Genomic DNA, 14,297 nt, shown 5'->3' with positions numbered 1-14,297 from the left:
TCGCCTAGTCCACAGCAGGGACGGCCACTGCCGCGTCGACGGCGCGGCGGTCGCTGCGCCAGTCGTACACGCCGATCGCCAGCGCGGCCGTGCCGAGGCCTGCGGCGACCGCGAGGGTGACGCCGACGGCGTCCGGGTACGACCCGCCAGTGGCGCCCAGCACCACGTAGAACAGGCCGGCCAGCCCGGCGCCGCCGAACGCGGCGCCGATGCGCTGGCCGGTCTGCAGGGCCCCGCCGGCGGAGCCGGCCATCGCGACGGGGACGCAGCGCAGGGTCATCGTGGTGTTCGGGGAGATCACCCAGCCACCGCCGATCCCGGCGGCCAGCATGGGCAGCGTGATGGCGATGCCCGCGACGGCGGCCGGGGCCAGCCACAGGACGAGCGCGGTGGTCGCGAGCCCCGCGACGACCATGCTCAGGCCGACGACGGTCAGCCGCCGCCCCCAGCGCTCGACGAGCCGGCCGCCGATCACCGACGAGACCGCGCTGCCGAGCGCGAACGGCGTGACGGCCAGCCCCGACTGCAGCGGCGTGTAGCCCAGCCCGTTCTGGAAGTACAGGGCGAACACCAGCCAGATCCCGGAGAACCCGACGAAGTAGACGCTGCCGAGCGCGAGCCCCGTCGCGTAGCCGGGGGTGCCGGTGAGCAGCGCGATGTTGAGCAGCGGCGGGCGGCCGCGGGCGATCACCCGGCGTTCCCAGACGACGAACACCGCGGCGAGCACGGCGGCGACCGGGAAGAGCCACCACAGCTGACCCAGACCGCCGGCCTCGGCCAGCACCAGCGGCAGCAGCGCTGCCAGGACGGCGCCGCCGAGCAGCGCGACGCCGACCAGGTCCATGTGCTCGTGCCGCCCCGAGCCGCCCCGCGGCAGCAGGCGGGCGGCCAGCACCAGCGCGAGCACCCCGATCGGCACGTTCACGAAGAAGATCCACCGCCAGCCGTCCGGGCCGCCGGCCAGCGCGAGGATCAGCCCGCCCGTCAACGGCCCGACGGCCGTGGAGATGCCGACGGTGGCGCCGAAGAACCCGAACGCCCGGCCGCGCTCCGCCCCGCTGAACAGCTGCTGGATGAGCCCCGAGTTCTGCGGCGCGAGCGCGCCGGCCGCCAGACCCTGCGCGAGCCGGGCGATCACCAGCAGCGTCGGGTTCGGCGCGGCGCCGGCGGCCGCGCTGCAGAGCACGAACAGGCTGAGCGCCCCGAGGAACATGGTGCGCCGGCCGATCGCGTCGCCCAGCCGGCCGGCGGGCACCAGGGCCAGGCCGAACGTCAGCGCGTAGCCGGACACCACCCACTGGATCTCCGCCGGGCTCGTGCCCAGCCCCTGCTGCATCGACGGCAGCGCCACCGACACGATGCTCACGTCGAGCAGGCTCATGAACCCCGCCGTCAACGTGACGGACAAGGCCTTCCACCGGCGGGGATCGGGTTCGGGCACGAGTCGTGTCTACCCGCCGCGACGGGCTCTGGCACGCTTGGGGCCCCCAACCTGGAGGTTACGGACGTGGCCCTCACCCGACCGGACGTCGACCCGCACGACGGACCCGCACCGACCGATCTCGTCACCGAGGACATCTCGGTCGGCGACGGCGCCGAGGCCACGGCCGGCCGCACCGTCGAGGTGCACTACGTGGGCGTGGCGCACTCCTCGGGCGAGGAGTTCGACGCGTCCTGGAACCGCGGCCAGACCCTGCGCTTCCCGCTCGGCACCGGCCGCGTCATCGCCGGCTGGGACCAGGGCGTGCAGGGCATGAAGGTCGGCGGGCGGCGCCGGCTGGTGATCCCGCCGCACCTCGGCTACGGCGACCGCGGCGCCGGCGCCGTGATCAAGCCGGGCGAGACGCTGATCTTCGTGGTCGACCTGGTGGGCGTCAGCTGAAGCTCCTGATCATCTCCGACACCCACGCCCGGCCGCTGCCGACGGAGCTGTGGGCGGTCGTCGATGCCGTCGACGTGGTGGTGCACGCCGGCGACTGGGTTACCACCGACCTGCTCGACGACCTCGAGGCCGTCGCCTCGCGGGTGATCGGGTGCTGGGGCAACAACGACGGCCCTGAGCTGCGCGAACGGCTCCCCGAGGTGGCCCGCGCCGAGCTGGACGGGGTGCGGCTGGCCGTCGTGCACGAGACCGGTGGCGCGCAGGGGCGCGAGCAGCGCTGCGCCCGCGCGTACCCCGACGTCGACGTGCTGGTGTTCGGGCACAGCCACATCCCCTGGGACAGCACGGCGCCCAACGGCCTGCGCCTGCTCAACCCGGGTTCGCCCACCGACCGGCGCCGCCAGCCGACGTTCACGTGGATGACAGCGGAGATCATCGACGGCAAGCTGGGCGCCGTGGACCTGCACCACAAGGAGCCCTCGTGAGTCCCGCGGCCAGGGAGGAGCGCGGCGGCGTCGAGCTGTCCAACCTCGACCAGCCGCTCTTCGACGGCGCCGGAGCCACCAAGCGCGACCTCGTCGACTACCTCGACGCGGTCGCCGACCGGTTCCTGCCCGAGCTGGCCGACCGCCCGCTGTCGGTGATGCGGGTGCGGGTGGGGCAGGAGCCGTTCATGCAGAAGAACCTGCCCAAGTACGCGCCGGACTGGATCGCGACGACGCCGGTGTGGTCGTTCGCGGCGAAGCGGGAGATCACCTACCCCGTCTGCGGCGACCGGCGGACGCTGCTGTGGTTCGCCAACCAGCGGGCCGTCGAGTACCACGCGCCGCTCTACCGGATCGGCGCCGAGAGCCCCGACTACCTGGTGCTCGACCTAGACCCGCCGGAAGGTGACGACTTCGGGCACGTCGTCGCGGCCGCGGAGTCGGTGCGGCAGGCGCTGGCCGACTCCGGGCTGCAGGGCGCGGTGAAGACCAGTGGCTCCAAGGGCCTGCACGTCATGGTGCCGCTCGCCGCCGGCACGTCCGGCGACGACGCCGCGGCCGCCACTCGGGCGCTGGCGAAGCGCGCCGAGCGCGTCGACCCGGTCGCGGGCACCACGGCGTACGTCAAGGAGGAGCGGGAGGGCAAGGTCTTCCTCGACTCCACCCGCGCCCACGGCGCGACCGTCGCCGCCGCGTACAGCCCGCGGATCCGGCCGGGTGTGCGCGTGTCGTTCCCGCTGGAGTGGTCCGAGCTCGGGTCGGTCACCCCGGCCGACTTCACCATCCACACCGCGCTGGAACGGCTAGGCGACAGCGACCCGTGGCACGAGCGCATGCCGGCGCGGCAGGAGCTGCCCGCCGACCTCGTCGAGGAGGGCCACACCATCCCGGTGGCCCGGGTGATCGCGATGCACGAGGGCAAGCGCCGCAAGCGCGCGGCCGAGCAAGGCTGACGTCACACACTCCTGGGCCCGTTCACACACGTTCGAACGTGTGTGAACGGGCCCAGCGGTGTGTGAGGTCGGACCTCAGCGGGGCAGCTCCGTCACCAGGATGCGGGCCGAGCGGCGTTCCTGGACCTCCAGCAGGCGGTCCACGCCCTCGAACTCGTTGCACAGCAGGAAGAGGTGCCGGCCCTCGGGGCCGCCGATCGCGCAGGCGAAGCACGGCAGCGGCGTCTCGACGCGGTGGGTGATCTCCCCGCCCGGCAGCACCCTCACGACGGCGCCCTGCGGGGCGTCCGGGTCGCCGGAGTGGGCGAACGTGTCGGCGGTCTGCACCCAGATCGCGCCGGTGGCGTCGACGGCGATGCCGTCCGGCCCCAACCCCTCCGCCCAGACGCGCCGGTCGGTGAGCGATCCGTCGTCCTGGACGGTGAAGGCGGACAGGCGCCCGGCGAACGACTCGGCGACGACGAGGGTCGCACCGGCGTCGGTGAGCACCATGCCGTTGGGGAACTGGATGTCGCCGGCGACCTCGCGGTGGCTGCCGTCGGGTTCGACCAGGTTGATCCAGCCGGGCTTCGGCGCGCCGCCACCGGCGAAGTCGAAGTCGGCGCCGTTGCTGTAGATCCGGCCGGCACGGTCGACGACGATCTCGTTGCCGCCGCGCGCGCAGTGCGTGACGGACGTGCCGTCCGGCTCGTGGCGGGTGATCTCGGGTCCGCTGGTGACGAGCCGGCCGTCGGGCAGCCAGTCGATGGCCCAGCCCATCTGCGGCGGACCGGCGGCCATCACCTCCGCCTTCCCGTCCAGGTCGACGGCGACGACCTCACCGATCCCCCAGTGGGCGAACCAGAGCCGCCCCTCGTGCCAGCGCCCGGACTCGACCATGACGAGCCCGTCCAGCAACGTCCACGGTGCGGGAATGTGCTCCATGGGGCCGATCCTGCCACCGTAGGCTCGCGCTCATGATCCTCGAAATCGCCGACTTCCGCGTCGTCGCGGACCGGGCCGACGAGTTCCCCGCCGCCGTCGAGCAGGGCCTGCAGCACGTGGCCGCCACGCCGGGGTTCCACAACGCCCGGCTCACCCGCAGCATCGAGACGCCGACGCGGTTCGTGCTGCTCATCGAGTGGGAGGACGTCGAGGCGCACGTGGTGAACTTCCGCGAGTCGGAGAACTTCGGGAAGTGGCGCGCGGTCGTCGGCCCGTTCTTCGACGGCGCCCCGCACGTGGAGCACGCGGAGATCACGGTCTCGCGCTGATCGCCTCCAGCGAGCGGCCGGTCGTGGGCGGGCCGAGCACGGCCACGTCCACGACGAGCACCACCATCGCAGCGGCGACGATCGCGAACATCGCCGCCGGGCCGGCCCCGGACAGCACCGGCACCAGCACGAACGGCATCGCCGCCGTCGCCAGCCGCGACAGCGAGTAGGCCGAGCCGGCAGCGGTCGCGCGCAGCGACGTCGGGAACAGCTCGCCCTGGTAGGTGTGGAACGAGTTGGAGAAGACGTTGCTGGTCGCGGTGTAGACGAAGCCGAGCAGCACGATCGCCACGTCCGACGTTGCGAACCCGAACGCCAGCCCGAAGACCGCCATCCCGACGGCGCTGCCCACGATCAGCCACTTCCGCTCGACCCGCTCGATGATCGGGATCGAGAGCGCGGAGCCGATCGGGTAGCCGAGGAACGTGAACGCGCTGAACGCCAGCGACGTCACGACGTCGAAGCCCTTGGCGGCCAGCACCAGCGGCACCAGCGTGCCGAAGCCGTAGTAGCCGAAGGCCTGCAGCGACTGGAACACGTACAGCATCACGGCGCGGCGCCGCCACGGCGGACGCAGCAGCGCGCGGGCCGCGACGGGCTCCGGCTCCGGCTCCACCGGCGCGGGCTCGGGCAGCGGCTGCGGCGCGCCGGCCTCCAGCCGCTCGACGATCGCGTGCGCCTCCTCCGTGCGGCCCTGAGTGGCCAGCCAGCGCGGCGACTCGGGCAGCCGCATCCGCAGCAGCCACACGATCACCGCGCCGAGCGCGCCGACGACGAACAGCCAGCGCCACCCGTCGATGCCGAGCGGCGCGCTCGGGACCAGCGCTCTCGCCAGGAACCCGGCGGCCGGCACCCCGCAGAACCCGATCGTGTACGCCCAGGCCAGCGCGCGGCCGCGGGATCGGGCTGGCAGCAGGTCGGCCAGGTAGGCGTCGGCGAGCGGCAGCTCACCGCCGATGCCGACGCCGGCGAGGAACCGGCACAGCACCAGCATCCACACCTCGGTGGAGAACGCGCCGAGCAGCGTGAACAGCGAGTAGAGGCCGAGGGTGAGCAGGAACGCGCGGCGCCGGCCGATGCGGTCGGCGAGCCGGCCCAGCGTGACGGCACCGACGAACGCGCCGAGGAACGCCGACGCCAGGATCAGCTTGGCGTCGAGGCTGTCCTTCGCCACGCCGAACTCCTTCGTCAGCACCGTCGCGACGGTGCCGGCGAGGAACAGGTCGTAGAGATCGAAGAAGGTGGCCACCCCGACCACGGCCACGAGGTGGCGGTGGGCCCTGGTCACGGGGAGCCGGTCGAGGCGGGCGGCCACCGCGGCCCGCGCCGTCGCGGGATCGTCGAGCATGCCTCGCAGACCTACGCCGGTGCTGGTGCCTCCGCAACCGGTCGTCCCGCCAGATGGACGATCCGCCGTGCCGCCTCCCGGGCGCGCTCCACCGCCTCGGGGTCCCCGCCCGCCGTGGCCATCACGGAGGCGCCTTCGTAGAGGAGGTGCAGCTCCGCGCCCAGCTGCGCGGGAAGCCCCTCCTCGACGACCAGCTCGACGAAGTAGCGGCGCATCGCCGCCTTCTCCGCCCGCACGACGGCCTCGCCGGGGTGCCCGGTGCCGCCGAGCTCCGCGTAGGCGTTGACGAACCCGCAGCCCCGGTCGGCGTCGGCGAGCCACTCCCCCAGGACGTCGAAGACGGCCGGGGCGCGGTCGGGGCCCGGCGGCACGGACGCCATCCGCTCGGCCAGGAACGCCTGCCAGCGGGCCATCCGGTGCTCGAGGTAGAGCGCGACCAGCGCGTCCTTCGAGCCGAAGCAGTCGTAGAGCGTCTTCTTGGTGGTGCCGGCCGTCTCCGCGATCAGGTCGACGCCGACGGCCCGGATGCCGCGCCGGTAGAACAGCTCGGCGGCTGCGGCGAGCAGGCGCTCGCCTGCGGGCGTGAGTGACACGGGACACCTCCTGAAGCTTCTGCACTGCGAGTATACCGACCGGTGTGGTTACGTGGCGGACATGAACCGGAACACGCTGCTCGGGGCCACTTTCGTGCTCTTCTGGAGCTCCGGGTTCATCGGTGCCGAGCTCGGCACGCACTACGCCGCTGCCGACACCCTCCTGGCCTGGCGCTACGTCGCCGCCGTCGTACTGGTGTGGGCGGTCGTCGCGATCCGGCGCATCGCGATCCCGCGCGGGGCGCCGCGCCGGCAGCTCCTGCTCGGGATGCTGGCGCAGGTCGGCTACCTCGGTTCCATCGTCACCGCCGTCGGGCTCGGCGTGCCGGCCGGCACCACCGCCCTGATCGCCGCGCTGCAGCCGCTGGTCGTCGCCATCGCCGCCGCACCGCTTCTCGGCGAGCGCACGACGCCGGCCCAGCGCGTCGGCCTGGCCATCGGCATCGTCGGGGTCGCGCTGGTGGTGGCGGGTGACCTCGGGCCCGGCTCCGCGCCGTGGTGGGCGTTCGGGTTGCCGGTGCTCGGCGTGCTCTCCCTGTCCGCCGCGACGGTCTGGCAACGGCGGCTGCAGGCACCCGAGGGTCCGTTCGTGACGCTGGCCCTGCAGGTCACGGCGGCGGCGATCGCGTTCCCGCTGGCGGCGGCGGTCGGCGGCCGGCTGGCCCCGCCGGCCGAGCCCGGCTTCTGGGTCGCCGTCGCGTGGGTGATCGTGCTGTCGACGTTCGGCGGCTACGGCTCGTACCTGCTGGTGCTGCGCCGCAGCGGCGCCACCCGCGTGAGCACGCTGCTCTACCTCACCCCGCCCACCACCATGCTCTGGTCGTGGCTGATGTTCGGCGACGTGCCGGGGCTGCTCGCGGTGCCCGGTATCGCACTGTGCGCGGTGGGCGTGTGGCTGGTCCTGCGCGCGGGCACCTCGCAGAACTCGGAGCGTCCTCGCAGCAGTTCCAACGTCTGCGAGGACGACCTCCGCTCTGCGAGGAGCGCTCGCTAGCTCGCCCGACGGCGCGGCAGGAGCGTCGCCGCCAGCGTCCCGGCCACGATCAGCGCCACCGCCGTCCACATCGCGGGCCCGAACCCCGTCACGAACTGCGCTGCCGAGCCGTAGCCGCCGCCGGAGCCGGTGAACACCGCGACCATGACGGCCAGTCCGAGCGTGCCGGCCAGCTCCCGCACCATGCTCGTCACGCCGGAGGCGATGCCGACCTCGTCCGCGGACACCGCACCGATGACCGCCGTCGTCGCCGGAGGGATCGCCAGCGACCCGCCGATGCTGATCACCACGAGCGGAACGACCAGCTCGACGTAGGACGTCCCGCTGCCCGTGACGAGCGCGACCCACACCATCCCGACGACGATCATGCTCAGTCCGCCCAGGATGGGCAGCCGCGGGCCGACGCGGTCGGCGAGCCGGCCGCCGAGCGGCCCGACGACGATCATCATCCCGGTCCACGGCACCAGCGCCAGGCCCGCCGCGGCCGGGTCGAACCCGAGGCCCACCTGGAACAGCTGGCCGAAGAAGAACAGCCCGCCGAAGACCTGCACGAACAGGGCCGCGACCGCGGCGATGCCCGCGATGAACCCGCGGTTGCGCAGCAGGTGCGGCGGCAGCAGGGGGTGCGCGGCGCGGCGCTCCCAGGCGAGGAACGCGATCGCGAGCAGCCCGGCCGCCACCAGGGCCGCAGCGACCTGCGGGCTCGTCCACCCGGCGAGGTTGCCGGTGCTCAGCCCCCACATCGCGGCCAGTACCGCGCCGGCGACCAGCGTCAGCCCCACGACGTCGACCGGGGTGGGCCGGCCCGTGCTCTCCGGCACGGCCATGAGCAGCAGCGGCAGCAGCACCAGCCCGACCGGCACGTTCAGCCAGAAGATCGCCTCCCAGCCGACGAGCTGGGTGATCAGCCCGCCCACCACGGGGCCGGCGAGGATGGCCACCCCGGCGCCGGCCTCCATCATCCCGATCGCCGTGCCGCGCCGCTCCGGCGGGAACGCCGTGCCGACCAGCGCGAGCCCCAGCGCGACGACCACCGCCGCCCCGGCACCCTGCCCGGCCCGCCCGATGATCAGCATCCCGGCGTCCGCCGCGGTCGCGCACACCGCCGATGCCGCCGTGAACAGCGCCAGGCCGGCCGCGTAGATGCGGCGGCGGCCGAACCGGTCGCCCAGCGCCGCCGCTGGCAGCAGGCACACGGCCATCACCAGGTTGAACGTGTTGACCGTCCACTCCAGCTGGTCCGGGCGCGCCCCCAGGTCGCGCTGGATGCTGGTCAGCGCCGTCGCGACGGCGAGCGTGTCGAGCGCGGTCATGAAGGACGCGACCGCGGCGACGGCGAGCACCCGCCGCCCGCGCGTCCGCTCGGCGAGGTCAGGGATCTTCGTGATGGTCATGCCCACCGACGCACGGGCGGGGCGGTAATCGACAGCGGGCGGAGAAGAAGTTCTGCCAGAACGTCAGCAAGGCCACCATCAGGACGGAATCGGTCCTGAAGGTGGCCTTGCCGTCATCACCCGAGCCTGGCGCTACCCGCCGAGCTCGGCCAACCGCTTCTCCAGGAACCGCTGCTCCGCTGCCGTCGGGGCCAAGCCCAGCGCTTCCCGGTACGCGGCCTCCGCCTCCGCCGTGCGGCCGAGACGGCGCAGCAGGTCCGCCCGGGTGGCCGGCAGGAGGTGGTGGCGGGGCAGCTGCCCGGCCAGCTCCTCCACGAGCGGCAGGGCCACGCCGGGCCCGTCCGCCTCACCGACGGCGATGGCCCGGTTGAGCCGCACCACCGGGCTCGGCAGCACGCGCAGCAGCTCGTCGTAGAGCCGGACGATCTCGGCCCAGTCCGTCTCGGACGCGCTCGGCGCACGGTCGTGCTCGGCGGCGATCGCGGCCTGCAGTTGGTAGGCGCCCGCCCGGCGGCGCCGCAGGGCCCCGTCGAGCAGCGCGACGCCCTCCTCGATGAGCGCCCGGTCCCAGCGCGTCCGGTCCTGGTCGGCGAGCAGCACCAGCTCGCCGGCACCGTCGAGCCGGGCCGGGCGGCGGGCGTCCTGCAGGAGCATCAGCGCCAGCAGCCCGACGGCCTCCGGCTCGTCCGGCATCAACGCGACCAGCGCCCTGGCGAGCCGGATCGCCTCCGCCGACACCTCCGACCGCACCAGGTCGCCCGTCGACGCCGCGTAGCCCTCCCGGTAGAGCAGGTAGAGCACCGCGAGCACGCCCGCGGTCCGTTCGGGCAGCAGGTGCGCAGGCGGCACGCGGTACGGGATGCCGGCGTTGCGGATCTTGCGCTGGGCGCGCACGAGCCGCTGCGCCATCGTCGGCTCGGGCACGAGGAACGCCCGCGCGATCTCGGGCGTCGTCAGTGCGGTGAGGGTGCGCAACGTCAACGCCACCCGCGCCTCCGGTGCGAGCGCCGGGTGGCAGCACGTGAAGATCAGTTTCAGCCGCTCGTCGGGGAAGTCGTCGAGCGGTTCGGGTTCCAGTTCGGGCAGCATCTCGGCGACCTCCGCGAGCTTGCGCTGCTCCACGCCGGCCCGGCGCAGCCGGTCCCGTGCGCGGTTGCGCGCGACGACCGTCAGCCATGCGCCGGGCCGGTCCGGGACGCCGTCGCGCCGCCAGGCCGTCAAGGCCCCGGCGAACGCGTCGGCGACGCAGTCCTCGGCCAGCTCCCAGTCACCCACCAACCCGATGACGGTGGCGAGCACCTGCCCGCGCTCGTCGCGGAACGCGGCCTCGACGGCAGCAGCAACGGGATCGGTCACGCCTGCGAGGCCGGGCCGAGCCACTCCCACACCGGCCGCAGCTCGATGCCGCCGTACGCGGCCCACGGGTGCTTGCCGGCCACCTCCAGCGCCTCGTCGAGATCGGCGCACTCCAGCAGGTCGAACCCGCCGATCACCTCGGTGCCCTCGGCGAACGGGCCGTCGGTCACCAGCGGCTCGCCGTCGCGCACGCGCACCGTCGTCGTGTCGGCGACGGGCCGCAGCCGGTCACCGGTGACGCGCACGCCGCGACCCTCCATCTCCGCGACCCACGCCTCGGTCTCGGTGGACAGGTCGACGTCGGCCTCGGTGCCGTCACCACAGATGAACATCACGTATCGCATGTCTCCTCCTCCGGTTCGGATACTCACCGACGAACGGCGCCCGTGCCGCTCGACACACCGCTGAGAAAGTTCTGAGGTCGTCCCGTCGGGCGGGGACGTCCGTCGCATACCGTCGTCAGGTGCGCCGAGCCCTCCTCGCGGTCGCCACCGCCCTCGGCGTGCTGGCGTTGCTGCCCGCGCCCGCGTACGCGACCACCAGCCCGACGCCCGGACCGCCGCCGCCCGGGGCGACCGAGCAGCGCATCACCGTGCCCGGCGGCCCGGGCGTGAACGGCTCCGTCGACCTGGACACCACCCTCTACCTGCCGGCGACGACCCCGGCCCCGGCGGTGCTCGTCGCGCACGGGTTCGGCGGCAGCAAGGCCTCCGTCGACGCCGACGCGCGCGAGCTGGTCGCGCGCGGGTTCGTGGTGCTCACGTGGTCGGCGCGCGGGTTCGGGAAGAGCGGCGGGCAGATCGGCCTCGACTCCCCCGACCACGAGGTCGCCGACGCGCAGCGGCTCGTCGACTGGCTCGCCGCCCGTCCCGAGGTCGTGCTGGACGGGCCGGGCGACCCGCGGGTGGGCGTCACCGGCGGGTCCTACGGCGGCGCGCTGTCACTGCTGCTCGCCGGGTACGACCGGCGCATCGACGCCATCGCGCCCGTGATCACCTGGAACGACCTGGGCCAGGCGCTGTTCCCGAACGCCGCCGCGGCCACCGCGCCGCCCGTCGACAGCCCGGCGCGCACCGCGTTCGCCCCCGACGGGGTGTTCAAGCGCGGCTGGGCCGGGATGTTCTTCTCCGCCGGCCTCGGCCCGGCCGTACCCGGCGCCCCGCCGCCGCCCGGCCCGGCGACGTGCGGCCGGTTCCGCGCCGACATCTGCGCCGGCTACACCGAGGCGGCCACCACCGGGCGCCCGTCGGCGGCCCTGTCGGCGCTGCTGCAGCGCTCCTCCCCCGCGTCGGTGACCGACCGCATCACCGCGCCCACGCTGCTCGTCCAGGGCGAGTCGGACACGCTCTTCGGGCTGGACCAGGCCGATGCCAACGCCCGCCAGATCGCGGCGCACGGCACGCCCGTGTCGGTGATCTGGTACGCGGGCGGCCACGACGGCGGCCCGCCCGACCCCGCCACCCGCGCCCGCATCGGCGACTGGTTCGACCAGCACCTCGCCGGGATCGCCCCGCAGGGCGAGCAGAGCCCGTTCCGGTACGCCGTGCAGAGCGGGATCCGGGCCGGGGCAACCACCCCGACCGGACGCACCGTGCTCGCCGACGCCTACCCGGGCATCGCCGGCGCCGCCCCCGTCGTCGACGACCAGCAGGCGCTGACCGGCGATCCGCAGCCGGTACTCAACCCGGCCGGGGGCAACCCGGCCGCGCTCACGTCGATGCCGGGGTTCGGCAGCGCGCTGGGCAGCGTCGCCGGCCGGGTGGCCGCGCTCGCCGCCGAGCTGCCCGGCCAGTCCGCCCAGTTCAGGACCGCTCAGCAGGCACAGCCGCTGCTGCTCGCCGGGGCACCACGGGTGACGCTCACCGTGGCGCGGGTCCCGGGCCAGCCCGCCGGCCCGGAGGCCGTGCTGTTCGGCAAGACCTACGAGGTCACCCCGGACGGCACCCGCACCCTCCTCGGCAGCGCGGTCGCCCCGATCCGGGTGCTGGTGCCGGACGCCGGCGCCGCGACGGTCACCGTCACGCTGCCCGCGGTGGTGGCGCCGATCGAGACGGGCAACCGCCTGCTCGTGTCGTTCTCCACCACCGACCAGGGCTACTCCGGCAGCACCGCGCCGGCGGTCTGGCTGGTCGGTGTGAGCGGCGGGCTCGCCGTCCCGACCGTCGCCGGCCGGGCGGTCGCGCCGAACACGGTGCCGACCGGCCCGCTCGTCGGGATCGGGATCGTGCTGGCCGCCGCGCTCGCGGCGTGGATCGTGGCGCGGCTGCGCCGGCGGCCGGCCGCCGTAAAACCCGACCCGACCGCCACCCCGCTCGTGATCGACGGTCTCGCCAAGACGTACAAGGGCGGGTTCACCGCGGTGCGCGAGGTGTCGTTCACCGTCGAGCGCGGGATGGTGCTGGGCCTGCTCGGCCCCAACGGCGCCGGCAAGACCACCGTGCTGCGCATGCTCATGGGCCTGATCCAGCCCTCGGCCGGCACGATCACCGCGTTCGGCGCACCCGTCGTCGCCGGCGCCCCGGTGCTGGCCCGCATCGGCGCGTTCGTCGAGGGTCCCGGGTTCCTGCCGCACCTCTCCGGCGCGGAGAACCTGCGGCTGTACTGGGCCGCCACCGGTCGTCCCACCGCCGACGCGCACCTGGAGGAGGCGCTGGAGATCGCCGGGCTCGGCGGCTCGATCGAGCGCCGCGTCGGCACGTACAGCCAGGGCATGCGGCAGCGGCTCGCCATCGCCCAGGCCATGCTCGGCCTGCCCGACCTGCTCGTCCTCGACGAACCCACCAACGGGCTCGACCCGCCCCAGATCCACGCCATGCGCGACGTGCTGCGCCGCTACGCCGCGGGCGGGCGCACCGTGCTCGTGTCCAGCCACCTGCTGGCCGAGGTGGAGCAGACGTGCACGCACGTCGTCGTCATGCACCACGGCGCGGTCGTCGCCGAGGGCACCGTCGACGACGTGATCGCGGGCGGCGGCGCCGCCTCGTTCACCGTCGACGCGCCGGAACGGGCCGCGGAGGTGCTCGCCGCCCTGGACGGCGTGCGTGACGTCGCCGTCGACGGCACCGCCGTGCACGCGATGCTCAACGGGACCCCGCGCGCCGCCGCCGTCCGCGCGCTGGTCGGGGCCGGGGTGGACGTGGCGTCGGCCGGGCCGCGGCGCCGGCTGGAGGACGCGTTCCTGCAGCTCGTGGGAGAGGACACGACGCCATGAGCACCATCGAGGTGGGACGCACCCTCCCGATCCACGTCGAGCTGCGCCGCCAGCTGCTGCGCCGCCGCACCCAGGTGGCGTTCGGGCTGATCGCGGCCCTGCCGGTGATCCTGTGGTTCGCGTTCACGGTGGCGCCGGCCGCGCAGCCGACGGGCTCGCTCAGCCTCGTCGACCTCGCCAAGGGCAGCGGCCCCAACTTCGCCGTGTTCACGCTGTTCGCCTCGGCGTCGTTCCTGCTCGTCGTGGTGGTGGCGCTGTTCTTCGGCGACACGGTCGCGTCCGAGGCGTCGTGGTCGAGCCTGCGCTACCTGCTCGCCGCGCCCATCCCCCGGGCCCGGCTGGTGCGGCAGAAGGCGATCGTCGCCGGGCTGCTGTCGTTCGCCGCGATCGTGCTGCTGCCGCTCGTCGCGCTCGTCGTGGGCGCGCTCGCGTACGGAGCCGACGACCTCGTCAGCCCCACCGGCGAGTCCCTGCCCTTCTGGACGGGCGCTGGCCGGGTGCTGCTCGGCGCCGTCTACCTCGTCCTGTACCTGGGCTGGGTGGCGGGGCTGGCGCTGCTCCTGTCGGTGTCCACGGACGCGCCGCTCGGCGCCGTCGGCGGCACCGTGATGGTGGCGATCGTGTCGCAGATCCTCGACCAGATCACGGCGTTGGAAGGCCTGCGCGACTACCTGCCCACCCACTACGGCACGGCCTGGGCCAACCTGCTGGCCACCGACGTGGACTGGGACGCGATGACCCGCGGCGTCTTCTCCTCGCTGCTCTACGCCACCGTGCTGGGCGGGCTCGCGGTGTGGCGGTTCACGAGGAAGGACATCACCAGCTGAC

Annotated in this window: 14 protein-coding genes; 7 read left to right on the top strand and 7 right to left on the bottom strand. The window is 74.2% G+C overall.

Translation table 11 applies throughout. The annotated features are described in order from the left end of the window. Positions 1-4: 4 nt before the first annotated feature. Positions 5-1,441, bottom strand: coding sequence for an MFS transporter (locus tag ACQEVB_RS22170; protein ID WP_432974406.1), 1,437 nt, complete (start codon positions 1,439-1,441; stop codon positions 5-7). A 66-nt stretch (positions 1,442-1,507) separates the two neighbouring features. Here ACQEVB_RS22170 and ACQEVB_RS22165 point away from each other — a divergent pair, with 66 nt between their 5' ends. The 3 genes from ACQEVB_RS22165 to ligD are packed head-to-tail and all read left to right on the top strand — an operon-like array spanning position 1,508 to position 3,320. Beyond that, entirely contained in the window at positions 1,508-1,882 is a 375-nt protein-coding gene (locus ACQEVB_RS22165; protein ID WP_432974404.1) for an FKBP-type peptidyl-prolyl cis-trans isomerase, read from the top strand. After that, entirely contained in the window at positions 1,879-2,367 is a 489-nt protein-coding gene (locus ACQEVB_RS22160) for a metallophosphoesterase family protein (RefSeq protein WP_432980492.1), read from the top strand. Before ACQEVB_RS22165 ends, ACQEVB_RS22160 begins: the two co-directional genes overlap by 4 nt. Continuing rightward, on the top strand, positions 2,364-3,320 hold the full coding sequence (ligD, locus tag ACQEVB_RS22155) for a non-homologous end-joining DNA ligase (RefSeq protein WP_432974402.1): 957 nt from the start codon (positions 2,364-2,366) through the stop codon (positions 3,318-3,320). The genes ACQEVB_RS22160 and ligD overlap by 4 nt, the downstream gene beginning before the upstream one ends. A gap of 75 nt (positions 3,321-3,395) precedes the next feature. On the opposite strand, the gene ACQEVB_RS22150 is transcribed toward ligD, so the two are convergent. Continuing rightward, complete coding sequence (locus tag ACQEVB_RS22150) at positions 3,396-4,244, bottom strand: SMP-30/gluconolactonase/LRE family protein (protein WP_432974400.1); 849 nt, start codon at positions 4,242-4,244, stop codon at positions 3,396-3,398. Positions 4,245-4,276: 32 nt separating this feature from the next. Here ACQEVB_RS22150 and ACQEVB_RS22145 point away from each other — a divergent pair, with 32 nt between their 5' ends. Further along, positions 4,277-4,573 carry an antibiotic biosynthesis monooxygenase family protein gene (locus ACQEVB_RS22145; protein ID WP_432974398.1) on the top strand — a complete coding sequence of 99 codons (297 nt, stop codon included), beginning with the start codon at positions 4,277-4,279 and terminating at the stop codon, positions 4,571-4,573. Here ACQEVB_RS22145 and ACQEVB_RS22140 read toward each other — a convergent pair. After that, the gene (locus ACQEVB_RS22140; protein ID WP_432974396.1) at positions 4,557-5,921 is read right to left on the bottom strand and encodes an MFS transporter; all 1,365 of its coding nucleotides are present in this window, start codon (positions 5,919-5,921) and stop codon (positions 4,557-4,559) included. The genes ACQEVB_RS22145 and ACQEVB_RS22140 overlap by 17 nt on opposite strands. A gap of 11 nt (positions 5,922-5,932) precedes the next feature. Further along, the gene (locus ACQEVB_RS22135; RefSeq protein WP_432974394.1) at positions 5,933-6,514 is read right to left on the bottom strand and encodes a TetR/AcrR family transcriptional regulator; all 582 of its coding nucleotides are present in this window, start codon (positions 6,512-6,514) and stop codon (positions 5,933-5,935) included. A gap of 61 nt (positions 6,515-6,575) precedes the next feature. Here ACQEVB_RS22135 and ACQEVB_RS22130 point away from each other — a divergent pair, with 61 nt between their 5' ends. Continuing rightward, a complete protein-coding gene (locus ACQEVB_RS22130) occupies positions 6,576-7,508 on the top strand; it encodes a DMT family transporter (protein WP_432974392.1) in 933 nt (310 codons plus the stop codon). Here ACQEVB_RS22130 and ACQEVB_RS22125 read toward each other — a convergent pair. The 3 genes from ACQEVB_RS22125 to ACQEVB_RS22115 all read right to left on the bottom strand — a co-directional run bounded on the left by ACQEVB_RS22125 (position 7,505) and on the right by ACQEVB_RS22115 (position 10,602). Next, positions 7,505-8,902, bottom strand: a complete 1,398-nt coding sequence (locus ACQEVB_RS22125; RefSeq protein ID WP_432974390.1) for an MFS transporter — start codon at positions 8,900-8,902, stop codon at positions 7,505-7,507. The genes ACQEVB_RS22130 and ACQEVB_RS22125 overlap by 4 nt on opposite strands. A gap of 132 nt (positions 8,903-9,034) precedes the next feature. Next, positions 9,035-10,258 (bottom strand): RNA polymerase sigma factor, encoded by a 1,224-nt coding sequence (locus ACQEVB_RS22120; RefSeq protein ID WP_432974388.1) that lies wholly within the window; start codon positions 10,256-10,258, stop codon positions 9,035-9,037. After that, positions 10,255-10,602 (bottom strand): YciI family protein, encoded by a 348-nt coding sequence (locus ACQEVB_RS22115; protein ID WP_432974386.1) that lies wholly within the window; start codon positions 10,600-10,602, stop codon positions 10,255-10,257. The genes ACQEVB_RS22120 and ACQEVB_RS22115 overlap by 4 nt, the downstream gene beginning before the upstream one ends. Before the next feature lie 119 nt (positions 10,603-10,721). On the opposite strand from ACQEVB_RS22115, the gene ACQEVB_RS22110 reads away from it, so the two are divergent. Further along, the gene (locus tag ACQEVB_RS22110) at positions 10,722-13,469 is read left to right on the top strand and encodes an alpha/beta fold hydrolase (protein WP_432974384.1); all 2,748 of its coding nucleotides are present in this window, start codon (positions 10,722-10,724) and stop codon (positions 13,467-13,469) included. Continuing rightward, a complete protein-coding gene (locus ACQEVB_RS22105) occupies positions 13,466-14,296 on the top strand; it encodes an ABC transporter permease (protein WP_432974382.1) in 831 nt (276 codons plus the stop codon). The genes ACQEVB_RS22110 and ACQEVB_RS22105 overlap by 4 nt, the downstream gene beginning before the upstream one ends. Position 14,297: the final 1 nt, after the last annotated feature.

This window comes from Pseudonocardia sp. CA-107938, from assembly GCF_050936315.1.
Classification (GTDB): domain Bacteria; phylum Actinomycetota; class Actinomycetes; order Mycobacteriales; family Pseudonocardiaceae; genus Pseudonocardia.
This window is presented reverse-complemented; position numbering and strand designations above follow the sequence as displayed.